Source organism: Caballeronia sp. INML3B (assembly GCF_023631305.1).
In the GTDB taxonomy this organism is placed as follows: Bacteria; Pseudomonadota; Gammaproteobacteria; order Burkholderiales; family Burkholderiaceae; genus Caballeronia; species Caballeronia turbans.
Genome location: NZ_JALQDI010000073.1, coordinates 73,427 through 89,893 on the forward strand (window position 1 = coordinate 73,427; position 16,467 = coordinate 89,893).

Below are 16,467 nucleotides of genomic sequence, written 5' to 3' on the forward strand. Positions count from 1 at the left end.
TTCTCTGTTACAAATCAATTTTTGGCAATGCAGCAAAAATGACAAAACCGCCCCTATCTTTTTAAAAGACGCGGGTCTACTTTGTAATCCCGCGTCCGATGAAGACGCTTATCAGGCTAATAAAGGAGCGCCGTTCGCGCGCTTGCTTTTCCGACCCAACCTTTAATCGCCACCTTCGCGCGGCGGGCTCGATTATTGGTGTTTCACTTGCATTAGCTTTTCTACTCTTATTGCCAAATGCATCGGGCGTTCTACATGGCGAACTCCTTTCCGACGCGAAGCGAATTGCATCTTGATAAGCGAATCTGCACAGCGCTCGATCGCGTCGGGCTGCGCACGGTCGCGGACATCGTCGGGCAGTCGTCGGACCAGCTGATGCACGTTCGCGGGCTCGGCTGGCGCTCGATCATGGAGATTGAAGTTGCGCTCGCGCTGTACGGCCTCGCGCTCAAACCTTCGGAGGACGAATGATGAATAAGGTTGACCGGGCCGTATGGCTCGCCGAACGTCAGCAGGGCCTCGGCGGTTCTGAATGCGCCGCCGCGCTCGGACTCGATCCCTGGGTGACGCGCCGCGAACTGTTCGAGCGCAAACGCAACCGTCTGCCCGAAACGCCCGATAACGATCGCATGGCGGCAGGCAGATTCATGGAAGGGGCGATCGCGGACTGGGCGGCCGAGAAGTACGGCATGACTTTGCGCCAGCGTCATCAAGCGCTCGTGCATCGGAGCTTTTCGTGGATGCGCGCGAACGTCGACCGTGTCGTGGTCGGCAAAAAGAACGGCGTCGAACTAAAGAACGTCGATCGTCTGATCGTCGAGCGTTCGGGCGAATGGGGCAAGGAAGGATCGGCCGATGTACCCGAGCGCCACTACCTGCAATGCCAGCACTACTTGGAAGTCACAAGGTTCGACGTGTGGACGCTGATCGCGTGCGTGGGCGGTAACGAACTGCGCCGCTATGAGATCCCGCGCGACGAAGAGATTATCGAAGAGATCGTCGATCGCGAGCGCGAATTCTGGGATTGCGTCGTGCGCGATGAACCGCCGCCGTTTGACTACGGCCATCAGAGCACTATCCCGCTACTCAAGAAACTGTATCCCGGCACGAACGGCGAGACGGTCGAACTGCCGCTCGATGCGCTTGGCTGGCATCAGGTCTTGGTCGATGCGGCCAAGAAGGTGAAGCAATACGAAGCGATCGCGAACGGCTGCAAGGCGCATCTGCTCGATCTGCTCGGCGAAGCTGCGATCGGCGCGTTACCCAACGTCGGCGGCGAGTATCGGCGCAAGGTCGTGAACCGGCGCGGCTTTACGGTCGAGCCGACTTCGTACATCGATTTCAGGTTCAAGTCCATCAAGGGAGACGAGCATGACGAATGACATGGTTCCGCGCAACGACGACAACATGCCGGCGAACTTCGGCCCGCAGAGCTATGAAGAACTGATGGACTTCGCGCGCATGGTCGCGGCCAGCGGCCTCGCGCCCAAGGACTATGACGGCAAGCCCGAGAAGTGCGCGGTCGCGATGCATTGGGGCAACGAACTTGGATTGAAGCCGCTTCAAAGTTTGCAGAACGTCGCGGTGGTCGGCAACCGCCCGACGCTATGGGGCGATGCCGTGCTCGCGCTGGTGACGTCCAGTCCGCTCTGCGTCGATGTGATCGAATGGCTCGAAGACGAAGACACACCTGAGATGACCGCCTATTGCACCGCCAAGCGCCACCACAAAGCCGACAAGACGGCTAGCTTCAGTGTCCAAGACGCGCAGACGGCCGGTCTGATCGGCAAGGACGTCTGGCAGAAGTATCCGAAGCGCATGCTTCAGATGCGCGCCCGTGGCTTCGCGCTGCGCGATCAGTTTCCCGATCTGCTGCGCGGTATACCGATAACCGAACTCGTGCGCGAAGCGATCGACATGGGCCGCGTGGAGGAAGTCGAGCCGGATACCGGCGAGATTCACCCGGCGGGTCCGCCGCCCAATCGTTCGACACGCGATCGCATCAAGTCGAAACTCAAGCCTGTGTCGCTCGCAACCGTCATCAAGGCGATCGACTCGGCGACGAGCGGCGACGCGCTCAAAGCGGCTGGCGAAATGGCCAAGCGCCTGAGCGACGACAAGGAAAAGGAACAGGCGCGTCAGCACTATCAGGCGAAGATCGATCGCGAGCGCGCCGCCGCGGCGGCGAAGAAAGGCGAGACGAATGGTACGCAAAACAATGCCACACAGAACGATGCAAGCAAGGGCGAGCCGATCGCGGTCACGTTCGCCGAAGTCGCCAGTTCGATGGAAGCGGCATTGCGCCGGCGCGACACCGACGCACTCGCGGCCGCGGCTGATCTGATCGCCCAGGTAAAGGACGATCAGCAGCAGAGCGAACTGCGCACGATGTTCGAGGGCTTCATGCACAAGCTTGAAGACGGGGGCGAAGCGGAGGCGACGACATGAGCCAGATGAACTCGCACGGACCGATCGAGGAAGGTCATCGCCAGACGATGCGCGAGACCGGCGCGATTCTGAGCGATGTGTTTCGCGGCTACGGCTTCGCGCTGTTCGTGTTCGAACTGAACGCGCCGGGGCGGTTCAACTATCTGTCCAACGCGAACGCCGATGACATGGTCAACGCGCTTCGCGCGTTCATCGAGGCGATGCAGCGCGACAGGGGGCAATCGTGATTCTCGGATCAAACGTGCTCGCGTCTGAGTTCGAGCGTTTTGCGAAAGCGAATATTCCGAGCGACGCGAGTCCAGGCCAGCACGCCGACATGCAGCGCGCGTTCTATTGCGGCGTGATCGTGCTGATGCGGCTACATGAGGTTGTCTGCCAGCTCAACAACGACCAGGCGGTCGAAGCGCTCGAGGAGCTACGCAACGAGGCGGATGCGTTCGCGATCGGGCAGTTCGTGACGGCGGCAATTTTCATGGGAGAGAGGTCGTGATCGACTTTCAACAAACCGAACTGCGCATCGTGCATGTGAACGTGAGGACGGAAGTCGCGGGCGACGATGAACGTCTCGCGATGGACTTACGTGTCGAAATGGACATGCCGAACACTTGCCTCGACAAGCTCGATGCAAACTTGCGACCGTCGCTCTATCGCGCGAACGGCGACGGCGACTTGCTCGGGAAAAACGCGCAGCACATGCCGCATCTGCGTTTTCCTGAACTCGGCCCGCTATCGTGGAACGGCAGTGTGTCGCCCGTCGCGCTGGTCCTGCACCTCGGCGCGAAGAAAAACGAACTGCGTCTCGTCGATGGCAAGCTCAACAAGTTGCGTCTCACACCGCACGAGGGCGGGACGTGCGGGCTCGTCTGGCGCCTGCAGGTTCATCCGAACGAAGACGAAGCGGCCAAAGTCATGACAGTGTTGAAACACACGATCAAGGGCACGCTCGATATCAGCGAGGCAACGATCGACGGAGGCGAGGAAGATGAATGACGATCATCAGAGGTTCTTCGATCCGCGCTCGCTGAGCAGCCAGCGGCCGCGCCGGATGCCGCTCCTCGCGCAGCTAACGATTGGGCTGCTTACAGCGCTCGTGATCGTTCTGCTGCTGCTCGCCATCACGTCCGCGTCGTGGGCTATCCTGCATCTGATTCATACCGCACCGTAGGCAGCACGACCATGGAAAAACGCGAACAGGAACGGCTCGACGACGGAACGCTCATGCATACCGTGATCGTCGGCGAGGAAGGCGATGGTTTCACGATCACGACCGATGACGGGCGGCCGGCGACGCTCGCGGTCATCGATCCAACGACCGGCGAAGTCATCGAGAGCGGTCACGATCTGGCCGAGGAAGTGTGGGACGTTGCGGTCGAAGCGTACCGCCGATTTCTGGTTGGAAAGAAAGCCCTGCGGGTCATGTCCGGACCCCAGGGCTTTTTCGCGGATCGAGAACCGGACTAAGCGCAGTAAGCGTTTTTTTCGGGACGTCGGTTGAAGTCGCTCTCCGGAGAGCGGAGAAAGCCGGCCATCTCCGGACGTCAAGTCCGACCCTTCACCGGGAATCAAGTGTCGGCTCCGCACCAGACAGCGGTCCTTCGTGCGCAGAACATTTCAGTCGCGCTTCCAATGAGCCCTGATTGCACAACCATTCTCGCCGTGGCTAGCCCGCCGACCCGTGATGGGAATTGTGGTGAAGATCTTCGTGCACTTCACCGCGCCCGCGCAGCAAGGCGCGCTATCATCCGATCCGCCATCGCGCGGTCGATGACTTCAAATGAGCGGCTCCTGCGCTCATAGGCATACATGTCGCCACTCGCAATATCGAACCACCAGCCGCTCAACACGAGTGCGCCCGCGGCGACTTGCTGGTGGACGATCGGGTATGTCATCAGATGCTCAAGCTGCACAAGGACGTTGAGTTGCGACAATTGATCGTGCGGTTTCAGCCTTTCATCGAGCGGACCTTCGTGTTCGAGGCGAAACGCTGCGTTGTTGGCGTGATACAGCCATTTATCTAAGTTCGGCGCTTTCAGCTTGGCGTTGCGTGTATACACGGCTTTCATCGCACCGCACTCGGAATGCCCGCACACAACAATATTCGAGACTTTCAACACCAGCACCGCGTACTCAATCGCGCTCGCCTCGGAAAGGTCGCCGGTAGAGACTCCTTCCGCAGTCGCCGGCGGAATCAGGTTGCCAACGTTGCGCATCGTGAACAGATCGCCCGGATGGGTCGAGGCAAGCAGGTCCGGGACAACCCGACTGTCCGAGCACGTGATGAAGAGGGCATCAGGTGTCTGCGCGAGCGCCAGTTTGGTAAACTGTTCCGCGTATTGCGGCAGCAGTTTCTCGCGGAATTCAACGATGCCCATTATGAGTTTGTCCATGTTTTTCCTCCGAAAGGGCTAGTCATGTGTTGTCGACGTGGCGGAGCCTCCCAGCCCCTGCGAGTCAGGGATACGGGCCAACGCCAGATCCTCGGGAACCGAGAACATCGAGACGATCGTGCGATCGAGCAGTGCCAACTCGACGCGTAATGCATCATGTCGATGTTCCGGTAGGCACTGGACGAGATTCTCAATCGCAGCACGCAAACGACGCGCGATTTGAATGCTGCCCGCGCCGTATTGTCTTATTTCGCGGAAACTAAGATGTACGAAGTCTTCCCAATTGGGCGTCCGTAGGATAACCCGAACCTGCCCTGACCTATCCACAATCTCCTCGATGTGCAGCGACCGTTGCCCCACCACGCGCAATAGTCGGTGCACCTGGTCGATAGCAAGCACGGCCGTGGTCGGATCGTTGATGGCCGCCGACAGCGCTTTGAGCGCAATATCGACCAGGATGCGAAACGCGAACATAGGATCCTGCTCCATCGTTCGTTCCGTCCCGAAAGCGACCAGTGTGCGTAGCCTTTCCTCATCGATTGCGCCAGAATTCCCGTACAAATAAAACATGGGTTCGCCCACAGCGACGAAATCACCGACTTGCGGTACAAATTCGATAACTGAGTCAGTGCGCCGCGCCTTGGCCACCAGCCTTTCCAAGTTCACGGCCAGAACGATGCCAGATTCGCCGCGGTGAAGGACAATGCGATTAGGTACGCCTCGCTCTTTATCACTTTCCAGCGGGATAGTTGCACCGCTAGTCGGAGCGGGATAAACGCTTTCTATGACCGCCATCCCGTGCTTCCCAACGCGTGCTACGAGGCTTACAGGACGCAGAGATTTCGCGGCGTAGTCAATCAGAAAGAGGAACGCGACGACTGAAGCGAATCCGAATATCGCTGCAATGAACACTTGAAGTTGGTGTACCTCGTTTTCACCCATCCAGCTCAGTGTTCTATCGGCGAACAGCATCGTGAAAACGAACAGTCCGGAGATGGTACGGATCACGTTATCGCGCAGCAGTGTGGTCGCGATTATCCGGGGAGTATACTGCCCGCCAGCGACCTGGATTGCGACGAGCAACGAACCAAACGTGAACACCAGAAACCCTAGGTCTGCGGAAACGATGTCACCGAGCAACGACCGCGCCCCAGTCATAGAAAGCCCAAGAAAGCCGGTTTTCGGATCCAGGATCGCTTGCCTGATCATCCATCTTCCTAGCATTTCGGTCAGAGGTTTTACCACGGCATAGATCGCGACTGCCATGAGCGGCACAGCCCACAGCGAGGATCTTAGGTAGCTCTTTAAGCTGTACCAGCGATTCCAGCCCATGTATGCTCTCCCCTAAGATCCATTTGCAGCAGAGACCAGAGTCTTCGCGGTTTGGCAAGCCGCATGCACATCTGTTGGCGCGTACGATGCATGGCAAGGACCGCTCGCTAGCCCTCGTTTTGACGGTAACGGCTTGCTCGGCATCTGTCACCATCCAGATCGTCCGCGCATCTGCAGGATCGTTCTTGTTACCGATGTCGAAGGCCTTAATGAACTTTGCGGGCATCAATTTGACTCTGTGCCCCATCTTGGACAGCGCGCTGGTCAGGCGCTGGGCTCCCGCGAGCTTCCATCCCGATTAGAGACACGGTGCGCAAATGCTCGAGACACGCCGACCGCTTGATCGACCTGTGCACGGTTTCGACCATAATTACGGCCACTGTCGTATAGTTCACTTTGGATCCTCTGGTTACCAGTGAAGACCTCGTGGTCTTCCAATGTCGGCACTCTGACGTGAGGATCCACCGCATGCGCACCTTCCAGCCTGGCGGCGCCGTTCATATAATTTCGCGCTTTGTCGGCGCATACCTTTTATCAAGCGAAAATCAACGAGGCTTGTACGAGAATTTCTGGCCGCCAACGCTTGCCTCATACATCAGCCCACCCTTGGCCACCGTGAATACAGCCATCCCTTTTCGATAGGCGCCTGTAGTTTTGGCATCTTTCTTGCCGCCGCTTACGTTAGCAGACGTCCCCGCCGTGCCTGCCTGTGCGCCAGCTGCCGCAGTGATCGCGATCGCATTGGCATCTGCACCGAATTCAAAGTTGCCATTGGTGAATTCTTTGAGGGATCGTTCGTCCTGGAACAAGATGAGTTCACTGTACACTTGGCCGCCTAGTTGCAAGCCGACAGTGAGCTGAGTCATGGATGTATCGCCGATATATTTCCCTTTCTCATAGACGCGGCCCTTGCCGTGGGCACCGCCTATGCCGACCCCGGCCTTGCCAATCTTCGGAAACACAGCGTAGCCATAGGCACTGTGCAGAAGATTGCCGCTTTCTCCCGCGTTTTTGAACAGGTTGAGCGTGGCCGTATATTCGTCTGCAAGAGCGGCGGAAGTAGGCAACATCAAAAGGATTGTGAGCGTCAGTATCAGACGTTTGAGCATGATGTGTTCTCCATGGATTGATCGCATTGGCGCACTGCCGACCCACACCCACCCAAATCGGCGCTTTTAACTCCTGGTCCCCGTTCACACAATCGGTATGAATATCGGAACTGCACGACGCCGAGGACCTTCGTGTGAAGTCGGTCCGCACAAAAAGGCCCGCAGAAGCGGGCCCGGAAAGCCGCGAGTCACGGTTGCAAAGACGAAAGTCGTCCGTGAGCGGTCGACGCGCATCAGTGCTCTGAATTCGCGCCGTCTTTCAGTATAGGCTGCGTTTCTCGCCGGTGCGTAAAATTCCGTCGCCGATCGCGAGACCGGGAAGCTTTTTAACCAAACATAAGTCAGCCGCCCGGTCCGCGGGCGTATTTGAGGCCGGCGACGAAATCCATCACTTGCTGCACGCCTTGCCAGGTCTTCATCAGTTGCCCGCTGTAGCGCGAGAATTGCCTACTGTGCTTCTGTTTTAACGGCAACAAACCGCGCATCGGGCTGCTGATCAGCTGTCCAGATCGCCCGCGCGGCGGCGTCAGTCTTGTCACCCAAAACGAAGGGACGGCACCGAGCGCGGGGCAATGAGCCTCAAGTCGTGGTCGAGGTTCTTCAGTTGTCCAGCCCTGCAGCGTGCGGCCACCGGTCGTTTCGACCACAAACTACAAAGGCTCGCGCCTAGCGAAGAATTCAGTGACCTGGTTGCGTTTGAGTTTGATGCGCTGAATTGTCCTCGCATTGACTGGCACAGCAACTCCTCATGGTCCGCATGATAAGTGTGTCACAAATATTCCCTTACCCAGCGACGCCGCGGGAATTAGGTGACGTTTAAATGAATTGATTATTAAGCGGCTTGGGAGAACTGGTTGCGGGCGACCTCCATATTTGGAACACGGGCTGATTGGTGAATCGCGAGCCACGAAAACGTGGAAAATGTGTCGGTCCCGTTCACTAAAAATCGCTTGTATTGCTCGGAATATGTTCTTAAATTACGGGAGTGATGCTCGACACTTTTATTTTGCCGACGAGACAAAAGCACAAGAGGAAGTCCGTGTCAGCTCAAGATGCCGGGACTGCCGTGAAACGTGTGAGTCCAGCGATTGAAGTTGCGGTGATCTCATTCGCGATGGGCGCGGCCGCAGATCGATATGAACAAACGGAGCACTGCGGCGCACAGTGGCAGTAATGATGAGATCGTGAAGATTCGGCTGCGCGTCGAGTCTTACGTATTAGATCCCCGCGTCGGCGCGAAGGAGCGCGAAGCGATCAAGGTGTTGAGCGCCTATCTTGATGCGAAACGTGAGTACACTTCGCGCGACGGATGGGCGACGGCGTGCCGCAATACCCGCTCGCTGCGCCGATAGCCTCGAGCGCGCATTCGTTACGCATCGCACTTCCCGCGACGCATACCGCGGCTACCACTTTCGCATCCGAAGCTGCAAGGCCAGAACGCACCGGGCGGTGCTTTCAGCTGTGTGATCAACGGTCGCTGCTCGCGGGCTTCGCGATGGTCGCCTACACGGCGCAATACGGCACGAGCGAAGTGACGACGTTCATCTGAGCAGCAACAGCGGCGTTTATCAGAAGGATAGCGGGAAATCCCGAGCACCGACGGAACGCGATCCCGATGGGTCGTCTGGCCGCGAGGACGAGCCCAATGGACCCTACATGTCGCATGTCGATCGCTCTAAAACGAGTCAAAGGAGTCGGCATGAATGCGAAGAAAACTCACCAGCTGTGTGTCGCGCTGATGGTGCTGCTCGCGCTGGATGCGATTGCGCAAAGCAAGCCGATACCGTATCCGGCGAAAGGCCAAAGCGCTCAGCAACAACAGAAGGACGACGGTGCGTGCTACAGCTGGGCAAAGAGCAACACGGGTATTGACCCCGCGACGGCTTCTGCAGCGCCCCCGCCGCAAAGCGGTCCGGCGGTGGGCGGCGGAGAACGCGTCCAGGGAGCCGCACGCGGTGCGGCGGGAGGCGCAGTAGTCGGGGCCATTGCGGGCGATGCGGGAAAGGGCGCGGCGGTCGGCGCGACAGCCGGCACTATGGTGGGCGGTTCACGCGCACGACAGAACCGTCGCGCGCAGCAGGCGAATACGCAAGCGCAATCACAGGGCGCGATGGACACGTACTACCGCGCTTATGCGGCCTGCATGCAGGGCCGTGGCTATACGATCAAGTGAAATTGCCCATTCATTCAACCCAGGAGCAACAATAATGAAGCGCATGAGCAGGAGCCTGTTTGTCGCAGCTTGTCTAGTGCTATCCGGAACCGCATGGACCGCCGAGCCCGAGACCAGCGTGAACGTCACAAAGAGCGAGAATGGAGCATCCGTGCAGGGCACCTCGAAGGTGACGGCTACCATCGTCGGCATCGACGCCGCCACGCGCACCGTCACGCTCAAGACGCGTTCCGGCAAGGTGATCGAGCTGGAGGTCACGGACGAGGTACGCAATTTCGACCAACTGGCTGTGGGCGATACCGTGAAGGTCGCCTATCACGAATCGCTGAGCCTGAGCCTGCTCGACAAGAAGAGCGAGGCGTCGCGGACTGAGAGCCAGTCCGCGGAACGCTCGGTTCCGGGCGCCAAGCCGGGAGGAACGGTCGGTCGCGAAGTGACGGTTATCGCGGACGTCGTCGCGGTGAATGCCAAGACGCAGATGGTGATGCTCAAGGGCCCCAAGGGCGACACGATCGATCTTCATGTCGAAGACCCCGAGCGTCTCAAGCGCATAAAGAAGGGCGATCAGATCAAAGCTGTCTACACCGAAGCATTGGCCGTATCTGTCGAACCGGCCACAATGAAGTAGAACGGGTGGGGATGATGCTTTGAGTCCGCCGTATAGACCTGGCTTTGCGCAGGTGCGCAGCGTCACTTTCCGGAGGTCGCGAGATCTTCCTCGATGAAGCGCAGAATTGCTTCAGTCAGCGCCTCACGAGGATATGCGTTCTGCGTGACGAACAGCGCGGCGATTGTGCTGTGCGTTCTGGCAATGGGCACGGCCAGCGCCCAGTGGTCGGCATTCATAAAGGCGAGCAGCGCGCTTCCCGGTACGATTTGATCGTAGAAGATGACTTGGCTATCGTTGCGCGCATCGATTTGCGAAAGTTTGTCGTAGCTCGATTTGAGTATCGACGATATGCGTTCCGGCTGGGGAAACGTCACGAGCGAGAAATAGCGTAGCTCTTTTGGTAGGGGATGCTGCGCCATCCAGCCCTGGCGTGTCGCCGGACGCAGGCTTTCTACGGCGCCGCCGTCGCCCGACGTACAGGTCGCGCTGGGAAAGTACCGCAGCATGTCGGCCTGATACTGCTCTGCATCGTTGGCGAGCGCCGATCCGCCAACCGCGCCCGCCGCGCTCACGACGGCCGCCACTCGGCTTCGGATCTCCGGATACTCGACAACAGCCTGCAGGATGTCGGCGGCGCCCTTTGAGTAACCGACCAGCACGAGTACACCTGGCTCGCTGGACAGTTGCATCGCCAGAATGGCGTCGCGGATCTGACGTGCGTTGTTCTTCGAACTCGACAGGCCATCGACGTTGAGCATGATGGCGTCGTATCCAAATTGCTGCACGTGTTTCGCGACGGCGTTCTGCGAATTCAACCACGGCTTGAAACAGTCATAACCGATGCCGGGAACCACTGCCGCGATGAGGTGACGCTTCGATTCACCCAGATCCACAGGCGCGCCGATGCCAGCGGGCTCGGTACCGACGCGTGTCAGTGCGTCTTCACAGGGACGGTAGTCGGGAAGCGCCTTGCCGTGTGCTTCGAGCACCGCGCAGAATGTCTCGCGAAAGCGTGACCGCTTGTCCAGCACACCCGCTTGAGATGCGGGAACGAGCGCGAGCGGAGGCGTATTCGTCGTGTAGGGGACGAGCGGCTTCGTTGCGCACGCCACGAGCGCAACGCAGGCAAGGGCGGCCACGAGACGGGCGACGCCTCTGCGTGGCCTCATGACGGAGCTATTCGCCGGCATCGCCCTGCTCCTCGCGTGCACCGGTTTTGCGCTGCTCAAGGTAAGGCACCCAGTCTAGAATTTGCACGTTGGTGAAGTTGAGCGGGCGGGTGGCGAAGAACATGACGGCACGCAGCCCATTGGTGTAATACGACGCGCCGTTCAGCGTTGCTCGCGGGTTTGCGGGCGGCGCCGCCCCTACGCCGTACACGAAGCCGAGCTGCTCCAGACCACCCGAATACATCATGTCCTGGATCAGAAAGTTGCGCGCCTCGTCGACGTCGCCATGCAACGCGGGGCTTGCCGCATCGTGATGCGCGAAGCGGCCGCCGATGGGCCGTCCACATTGCGCCAGATACACCCAGCTGCCGTTGAACCGGATGGGCGCGAGCCATGCGCGCAACGTAGTGGAAGGCGCGCCCGCTTGCGCTTCCTTGCGCAGGACGACGTCGGGTCTGCGTCCAAACAGCGCTTGCGCAAGGTCCGTGTCACGCAATTCTCGACGATAGCCGCGCCGAACCATTGCAGTGCCTATATCGCCCAGGGTACCAATAATAATCACGTTCAGCGGGTCCGCTTCGGTCGTGCCTTTTGCGTCCGTGGCGCAACACGGCATGCGTTCGAGCGCCGCACGTAACGAAGCAAGATCGTGATAGTCGGTGATTGCTGACTCGGAATACCGGAACGGTGTCAGCGCGAAGCGCGCGTCTCCGGCGTCGTTCGGTACCGGCACGAACACGGAGAAAGGGATCAGCGTTTTGCTGCCGAACAAATCGATATTGACCAATTTGATCTGCCGGTCCTGGTTGGTGAACAGGAACCCGGTACGCGTTTCGCCAGCGGGGATGGGATTTCTGAATCCCAGTTTGTCCAGGTGATCGTCGATACTTTCGTTCGTCGCACCTCCGAGCAGCGTGTGCATGGACCACGCTACTTCGAGCGGCGAGAAGTAATCCGGATCGGTTCCGGAGTGCAGCAACCACAAGTTCTGCGACGTCCGGTTCTCGACTTCCACCCACACCGGCTGGATGTTGGCCTTGGTCATATCTGCGCCGAACATGCGCTTGCTGTCGTCGGTGCTTAGCACGGCCACGCTTACATTCGCGTCCTGCTTCGTTGCGCTCACCGCACGCTCGCGCAGCGGCGCGTCGTCGATGCTGGTCGGCGCCGTCCAGGTCGCGCAGCCCGCGAGAATCGGCGCGAGGACAACGCAGCCGGAGGCACGCCTCAACCCCTGTCGCAGCGCCGCCGATACGCTCATCGTTTTGCTCCCGAGGGGTGCGCGTTGAGCCGGGCGGCCGCCTCCCACGGAAAGAATTCGATTTCGGAGAGCGACGTCGGCTGCCGGTCGAACACGAGCACCGTTCGATAGCCGTCGGTGTAATACGGATCCGTCGTGAGATTCTGACGCGTTGTGCCCTGCGGGGCGGCGCCGACGCCCCGAGCGAATCCGATCTTCTGCAGGTTCTGGGAGTACGCCATGTCCTCCGCGAGCGCCGTGCGCGCCTCGTCGACATCCGGGTCAATCTTGTGCGTCGTGAATGTCGGCGAGTGCCACGTAAGCCGCACGCCGATGTCTCGGCTGATCTGTCCGACCCACACAGGCTTGCCCCGGTAGCGCATCGGGCTTAGCCAGAGCCGCAAGTGATTGCGCTGGTGAATCGTGTCGCGTGCTTTTTGCAGCGCAAGATCCTGCGCGCGGCCGAAGAGATACAGATCGCTCACCGGCGCATTGATGTAACGCTCGCCGGAGAGCGCGGACGTGACTGTCTTCGTGATTGCGCCCGACCATTTCTCTTCGGTTGGAGTCCAGCCGCGCCGCACGAGTGCGGGAAACGCATCATCGAGGCCACCCACGATGACGAGATTGAGCGGATCGCCATTTTTCGAACCGTCCTCGTTGGTCGCGCAACAGGGTAGTGCTTCGAGCGCCGAGCGGAAGGCGTCATCGTCCGTGTAATCGACGATTCTTTCAGGCGGATAGATCTCGCGGCGAAACACGGCGCTGACATGATAATCGGCATGGAAGCCAGGCACGACCATCAGGATCGAGAATGTCTTTGCGCCACCGCTCGCAACGAGATCGAGCTGAACGAGCTTCGCACCTTCACGGAGGTTCGTGAGCACGAATCCGGATACGGTTTGCCCAGGCAGGACCGGGTTGTGAAAGGCGAGACGGCGAAAGCGCTGGTCGAGTTCGTCCTTGGTAACGAGGGCCTTGCTGTCAGCAAACGCTTCGGCCGCTTCGGAGGCCGGGAAGAAGTTTGGATCGAGGCCTGGCGACATCAGGAAATAGCTGACCGGATCGTCGTTCTGCACCTCGATCCAAACGGGCTGAATTCCTTTTTGCGCTAATGGCGCGCCATAGACCGCCACGCTGTCTTCGGCCGAAAGCACCGAAGCGTAAACCCTGAGACCGCCTTCCGTGCGGCTCGTGGCACGGCTCTTATAGTTCAGAGCGCTGTCGTTCTGCGGTGTAGTGGCGCAACTGCACAGGAACAAGGCGATAACAACTGCACTCAGCAGTCGATTCACGATGCGGTTCATCGCGTCACCTCTTTTCCGCGAGTCGGGGGGCTCTCAGCGGGCTAGTGTGAATTGATATTCGCTCTGCCAAGGTTTTTCGTGATGCGTATGGATTATAGTGTCCGGGCCGGCGCGCGTCACTATTAACGAGCGCCAGGAGCAGCGCTTCGTATGAACGGAGTCACCGACCTCCGGGTGGACTTGTCAAGGGCACAATTCGCACGCCTTTGGTGGAAAACCAAACGCATACCGCCTATATTGCATGAAAAGATGAGCGCCTGCCCGCCCCCGTTTTCATACCATCAACCTGGAAGAATTCAGCAGTCGTCTAAAAGCCACGAGCTCTGTGCACCGCGGGACTGTCTGACCTATTACAACAGTCAGATTGTTCAAGGACGTTGATGACGGCAGCCACGCTTTCGGTTGGTCGACATATCGCGTGACGGTCTACTGCATTGGTAAAACAGACGGCTCCGCCCGAGTGCGACCGGCTTCTTCCGGTTTCGCTCAAAGCCCGCGCCGGCTTGATTAAAACGAAGAGAGCGAGAACTCGGGCCAGGTGTTCCGATTATGAGCTTTGTCGTGTAGACGCTGGCGGCGAACGGAATTGCTTTCTGCGGTCGCTGCTGCAACACAACGAAACGAGCGCTACGAACGCGAAATCAGCGGCCGGCTTTCATTGGCAAGCCATATGTGCTGCTGGTTCTTCAATTCGAATCGCCCCGTTTATGCTGATGGGCGACCATGAGGCAACGCGCGTACATCTGCGCGGATTTGTTGTCGCCTTAGCCGAGAAAGGGGAGCGCTATTCAAGTGCAACGTTGCGCAATAACCAGAAAGCACTATGTCCACGGAGCAGGTAGCGGCTTCTTCACGGCCGATCGCATTCCTGGAAAACGCAGTGAACGCGCATCAGGCGATCATGCGAACACATTGTCCAGAAGCGTGCGAACAGCCGTCGTTCCGAACTTTTGCGCATGTCAACCAGAGCCTACGATAAGGCGATGGAAATGGAAATTCAACAGGAGGGTGATAAAAATGAAATTGCTACCGCTTCTCGTCGTAACCATTGCCGTGTCAGCCTGTGCAACTCAACCCATGCCTCCGAGCGCGCAATCGGTCGGGGAAAGTCAACAGTCGGTCGCGGCAGTCTCGCAATGCATCGCTCAGAGATGGGCGAATCAGTCACAGCAACAAGTGATATCGCAAGTGATCGTGGCGAACAATCAGGCGATGGACGTCTATGTTCCGGGCCAGCGGCCGCCGGATGGCGCAGCCGCGCTCGTGCGGCCGTCTTGGACAGGCAACAGCAAAACGTGGGTGGGCTTTCGCCCGGGTGCCGGAGGTAGCGGCGACGCCGGCGGCGCTGTTGGCAGCTGCCTCTAGCCAGTGCGTCAGCCGACGCGTCTTCGTTTCTCTATGAGCAGCAACTCCAGACGCTTCAAATCTCAATCTTGCACAGTTCGATCGAGGAGAGTCTCATGAATCGTCGCACCTTCTTTTCGCTCACTGCTATCGCCCTCGCCAGCTCGCTGGCCGCTTGTGGCTCGACCTCGACGCCGACCGAAGCAGCCAGCAAGCGCAAGGAAATCGATGCCGGCGTCGATGGCGCCCTCAACAAGCTCTACAGTTCGACACCGGGCGCGCAGGCGCAAGCCGCCAAGGCCAAGGGTATCCTGGTCTTTCCGTCGGTGCTTGCCGCAGGCCTGGTGGTCGGCGGCGAGTACGGCGAAGGCGCGCTCCGTCAGGCAGGCACGTCCGTCGGCTACTACAAGACCAGTACCGCTTCCTTTGGCCTGCAGATTGGCGCCCAGTCCAAGGCGGTGATCATGATGTTCATGACCCAGGACGCGCTCGAAAAATTCCGCACGAGCGATAAGGGTTGGACAGCGGGCGTGGATGGCTCGGTAGCGGTGGCCAAGACCGGCGCCAACGGTGCGCTCGACACGGCAACGACGAATGCGCCGATTGTTGGGTTCGTGCTGACGAACTCCGGCCTGATGGCCAATCTCAGCTTCGAAGGAACAAAAGTTAGCAAGCTCGATATCTGATAGCCGAACGGCTATACGGTGCGTCGAATCAACGGTGAGGATCGGGTGCGATGGGGTGAACGCAGGAAAGCGCCCTACCGCACCCTCCCTCGGCATGTATTTCTCGCGGTGCACTTCTACGGCGGCAGATTGCATGCGCTTTAACGACAATGGAGCGTGGCGCCTTCAACGCGGGGCTCAAGCCTAAATTGGATGAGGCGGGTAGCAACGCGACGGTGCGCGTCGATGAACGTTGTATGTTGCTGCCGACGCCAAAATGAACTTGTTGCCGATGGGCTACCGACGCATCAAAGCATCGCCTGCCGGGGGCGGCGTGGATGGATTGAACACGTCGTCATTTGGTCCTTTTGGAACTGACCGGCCCAAGCGGACGATTTCATCGCGCCGCATTTAACGGGACTCGACGAGATGAACGACAGCTGCACTCTGGGAACGGTCACATCCGCAGGAAGTTGGTGAATGTCGCTTTGGGGTATGCGTCGACTAGCCGGTCCGTAATCAAGAAGCGGGTGATAGCGGAGGCTGAGCGGGCGCGGGTTTTTCATGCATGCCTCGCACGGTGAGACATGACCGTAAAAGATGGCTCTCAGGGAGCCTGCGGACTAGCCGTAAAGCCGTTGACCTGTGCGCCGGGCGTCATGGGCACCCAATGAGAGCTCGCG

General features: G+C 59.1%; 20 protein-coding genes. 13 read left to right on the forward strand and 7 right to left on the reverse strand.

Annotated elements, in window-relative coordinates; all coding sequences use genetic code 11:
- Nucleotides 1–255 precede the first annotated feature (255 nt).
- The 8 genes from NCS58_RS29410 to NCS58_RS29445 are packed head-to-tail and all read left to right on the forward strand — an operon-like array spanning nt 256 to nt 3,909.
- Nucleotides 256–471 (forward strand): DNA-directed RNA polymerase subunit alpha C-terminal domain-containing protein, encoded by a 216-nt coding sequence (locus tag NCS58_RS29410; RefSeq protein ID WP_250477611.1) that lies wholly within the window; start codon nt 256–258, stop codon nt 469–471.
- Nucleotides 468–1,382 carry a YqaJ viral recombinase family protein gene (locus NCS58_RS29415; RefSeq protein ID WP_250477610.1) on the forward strand — a complete coding sequence of 305 codons (915 nt, stop codon included), beginning with the start codon at nt 468–470 and terminating at the stop codon, nt 1,380–1,382. Before NCS58_RS29410 ends, NCS58_RS29415 begins: the two co-directional genes overlap by 4 nt.
- Complete coding sequence (locus tag NCS58_RS29420; RefSeq protein ID WP_250538945.1) at nt 1,372–2,448, forward strand: hypothetical protein; 1,077 nt, start codon at nt 1,372–1,374, stop codon at nt 2,446–2,448. The genes NCS58_RS29415 and NCS58_RS29420 overlap by 11 nt, the downstream gene beginning before the upstream one ends.
- Nucleotides 2,445–2,675: a hypothetical protein gene (locus tag NCS58_RS29425; protein WP_250477608.1), complete on the forward strand. Its 231-nt coding sequence runs from the start codon at nt 2,445–2,447 to the stop codon at nt 2,673–2,675. The genes NCS58_RS29420 and NCS58_RS29425 overlap by 4 nt, the downstream gene beginning before the upstream one ends.
- Nucleotides 2,672–2,938 (forward strand): hypothetical protein, encoded by a 267-nt coding sequence (locus NCS58_RS29430; RefSeq protein WP_250477607.1) that lies wholly within the window; start codon nt 2,672–2,674, stop codon nt 2,936–2,938. Before NCS58_RS29425 ends, NCS58_RS29430 begins: the two co-directional genes overlap by 4 nt.
- Nucleotides 2,935–3,438, forward strand: a complete 504-nt coding sequence (locus NCS58_RS29435) for a hypothetical protein (RefSeq protein WP_250477606.1) — start codon at nt 2,935–2,937, stop codon at nt 3,436–3,438. The genes NCS58_RS29430 and NCS58_RS29435 overlap by 4 nt, the downstream gene beginning before the upstream one ends.
- Nucleotides 3,431–3,613, forward strand: coding sequence for a hypothetical protein (locus tag NCS58_RS29440; RefSeq protein WP_250477605.1), 183 nt, complete (start codon nt 3,431–3,433; stop codon nt 3,611–3,613). The genes NCS58_RS29435 and NCS58_RS29440 overlap by 8 nt, the downstream gene beginning before the upstream one ends.
- An 11-nt stretch (nt 3,614–3,624) precedes the next feature.
- A complete protein-coding gene (locus NCS58_RS29445) occupies nt 3,625–3,909 on the forward strand; it encodes a hypothetical protein (protein ID WP_250477604.1) in 285 nt (94 codons plus the stop codon).
- A 248-nt stretch (nt 3,910–4,157) separates the two neighbouring features.
- Here the strand turns inward: NCS58_RS29445 and NCS58_RS29450 are convergent, their stop codons facing one another.
- The 4 genes from NCS58_RS29450 to NCS58_RS34540 all read right to left on the reverse strand — a co-directional run bounded on the left by NCS58_RS29450 (nt 4,158) and on the right by NCS58_RS34540 (nt 7,923).
- On the reverse strand, nt 4,158–4,835 hold the full coding sequence (locus tag NCS58_RS29450; protein WP_250477603.1) for a carbonic anhydrase: 678 nt from the start codon (nt 4,833–4,835) through the stop codon (nt 4,158–4,160).
- Between the two features lie 18 nt (nt 4,836–4,853).
- On the reverse strand, nt 4,854–6,167 hold the full coding sequence (locus NCS58_RS29455; protein WP_250538946.1) for a DUF2254 domain-containing protein: 1,314 nt from the start codon (nt 6,165–6,167) through the stop codon (nt 4,854–4,856).
- Between the two features lie 545 nt (nt 6,168–6,712).
- Nucleotides 6,713–7,276 (reverse strand): YSC84-related protein, encoded by a 564-nt coding sequence (locus NCS58_RS29460; RefSeq protein WP_250477601.1) that lies wholly within the window; start codon nt 7,274–7,276, stop codon nt 6,713–6,715.
- A 341-nt stretch (nt 7,277–7,617) separates the two neighbouring features.
- Nucleotides 7,618–7,923, reverse strand: coding sequence for a hypothetical protein (locus NCS58_RS34540; RefSeq protein WP_409241436.1), 306 nt, complete (start codon nt 7,921–7,923; stop codon nt 7,618–7,620).
- Nucleotides 7,924–8,412: 489 nt separating this feature from the next.
- Here NCS58_RS34540 and NCS58_RS29470 point away from each other — a divergent pair, with 489 nt between their 5' ends.
- The 3 genes from NCS58_RS29470 (at nt 8,413) to NCS58_RS29480 (ending at nt 10,077) form a co-directional block, all read left to right on the forward strand.
- A complete protein-coding gene (locus tag NCS58_RS29470) occupies nt 8,413–8,628 on the forward strand; it encodes a DUF2950 family protein (protein WP_250538947.1) in 216 nt (71 codons plus the stop codon).
- A 347-nt stretch (nt 8,629–8,975) separates the two neighbouring features.
- Entirely contained in the window at nt 8,976–9,449 is a 474-nt protein-coding gene (locus tag NCS58_RS29475; protein ID WP_250477600.1) for a glycine zipper family protein, read from the forward strand.
- A gap of 34 nt (nt 9,450–9,483) precedes the next feature.
- Complete coding sequence (locus NCS58_RS29480) at nt 9,484–10,077, forward strand: hypothetical protein (RefSeq protein WP_061118581.1); 594 nt, start codon at nt 9,484–9,486, stop codon at nt 10,075–10,077.
- A 62-nt stretch (nt 10,078–10,139) separates the two neighbouring features.
- Here NCS58_RS29480 and NCS58_RS29485 read toward each other — a convergent pair whose 3' ends face one another.
- Genes NCS58_RS29485 through NCS58_RS29495 form a run of 3 tightly spaced genes read right to left on the reverse strand, consistent with a single transcriptional unit; the run spans nt 10,140 to nt 13,775 of the window.
- Nucleotides 10,140–11,228 carry a hypothetical protein gene (locus NCS58_RS29485; protein ID WP_284502461.1) on the reverse strand — a complete coding sequence of 363 codons (1,089 nt, stop codon included), beginning with the start codon at nt 11,226–11,228 and terminating at the stop codon, nt 10,140–10,142.
- 7 nt (nt 11,229–11,235) lie between these two features.
- Complete coding sequence (locus NCS58_RS29490; RefSeq protein WP_250477598.1) at nt 11,236–12,489, reverse strand: LssY C-terminal domain-containing protein; 1,254 nt, start codon at nt 12,487–12,489, stop codon at nt 11,236–11,238.
- Nucleotides 12,486–13,775: an LssY C-terminal domain-containing protein gene (locus NCS58_RS29495; protein ID WP_061118578.1), complete on the reverse strand. Its 1,290-nt coding sequence runs from the start codon at nt 13,773–13,775 to the stop codon at nt 12,486–12,488. Before NCS58_RS29495 ends, NCS58_RS29490 begins: the two co-directional genes overlap by 4 nt.
- A 1,017-nt stretch (nt 13,776–14,792) precedes the next feature.
- Between NCS58_RS29495 and NCS58_RS29500 the strand changes: the two genes are divergently transcribed.
- Complete coding sequence (locus NCS58_RS29500; protein ID WP_061167848.1) at nt 14,793–15,140, forward strand: hypothetical protein; 348 nt, start codon at nt 14,793–14,795, stop codon at nt 15,138–15,140.
- 95 nt (nt 15,141–15,235) lie between these two features.
- Entirely contained in the window at nt 15,236–15,805 is a 570-nt protein-coding gene (locus NCS58_RS29505; protein WP_061168043.1) for a YSC84-related protein, read from the forward strand.
- Nucleotides 15,806–16,467: the final 662 nt, after the last annotated feature.

Bases quoted from the DNA above. Each gene is read 5' to 3' on its own strand.
- NCS58_RS29410 (WP_250477611.1), top strand. From the start codon at position 256: ATGGCGAACTCCTTTCCGACGCGAAGCGAATTGCATCTTGATAAGCGA.
- NCS58_RS29415 (WP_250477610.1), top strand. From the start codon at position 468: ATGATGAATAAGGTTGACCGGGCCGTATGGCTCGCCGAACGTCAGCAG.
- NCS58_RS29420 (WP_250538945.1), top strand. From the start codon at position 1,372: ATGACGAATGACATGGTTCCGCGCAACGACGACAACATGCCGGCGAAC.
- NCS58_RS29425 (WP_250477608.1), top strand. From the start codon at position 2,445: ATGAGCCAGATGAACTCGCACGGACCGATCGAGGAAGGTCATCGCCAG.
- NCS58_RS29440 (WP_250477605.1), top strand. From the start codon at position 3,431: ATGAATGACGATCATCAGAGGTTCTTCGATCCGCGCTCGCTGAGCAGC.
- NCS58_RS29445 (WP_250477604.1), top strand. From the start codon at position 3,625: ATGGAAAAACGCGAACAGGAACGGCTCGACGACGGAACGCTCATGCAT.
- NCS58_RS29450 (WP_250477603.1), bottom strand. From the start codon at position 4,835: ATGGACAAACTCATAATGGGCATCGTTGAATTCCGCGAGAAACTGCTG.
- NCS58_RS29455 (WP_250538946.1), bottom strand. From the start codon at position 6,167: ATGGGCTGGAATCGCTGGTACAGCTTAAAGAGCTACCTAAGATCCTCG.
- NCS58_RS29460 (WP_250477601.1), bottom strand. From the start codon at position 7,276: ATGCTCAAACGTCTGATACTGACGCTCACAATCCTTTTGATGTTGCCT.
- NCS58_RS29470 (WP_250538947.1), top strand. From the start codon at position 8,413: ATGAACAAACGGAGCACTGCGGCGCACAGTGGCAGTAATGATGAGATC.
- NCS58_RS29475 (WP_250477600.1), top strand. From the start codon at position 8,976: ATGAATGCGAAGAAAACTCACCAGCTGTGTGTCGCGCTGATGGTGCTG.
- NCS58_RS29480 (WP_061118581.1), top strand. From the start codon at position 9,484: ATGAAGCGCATGAGCAGGAGCCTGTTTGTCGCAGCTTGTCTAGTGCTA.
- NCS58_RS29485 (WP_284502461.1), bottom strand. From the start codon at position 11,228: ATGAGGCCACGCAGAGGCGTCGCCCGTCTCGTGGCCGCCCTTGCCTGC.
- NCS58_RS29490 (WP_250477598.1), bottom strand. From the start codon at position 12,489: ATGAGCGTATCGGCGGCGCTGCGACAGGGGTTGAGGCGTGCCTCCGGC.
- NCS58_RS29495 (WP_061118578.1), bottom strand. From the start codon at position 13,775: ATGAACCGCATCGTGAATCGACTGCTGAGTGCAGTTGTTATCGCCTTG.
- NCS58_RS29500 (WP_061167848.1), top strand. From the start codon at position 14,793: ATGAAATTGCTACCGCTTCTCGTCGTAACCATTGCCGTGTCAGCCTGT.
- NCS58_RS29505 (WP_061168043.1), top strand. From the start codon at position 15,236: ATGAATCGTCGCACCTTCTTTTCGCTCACTGCTATCGCCCTCGCCAGC.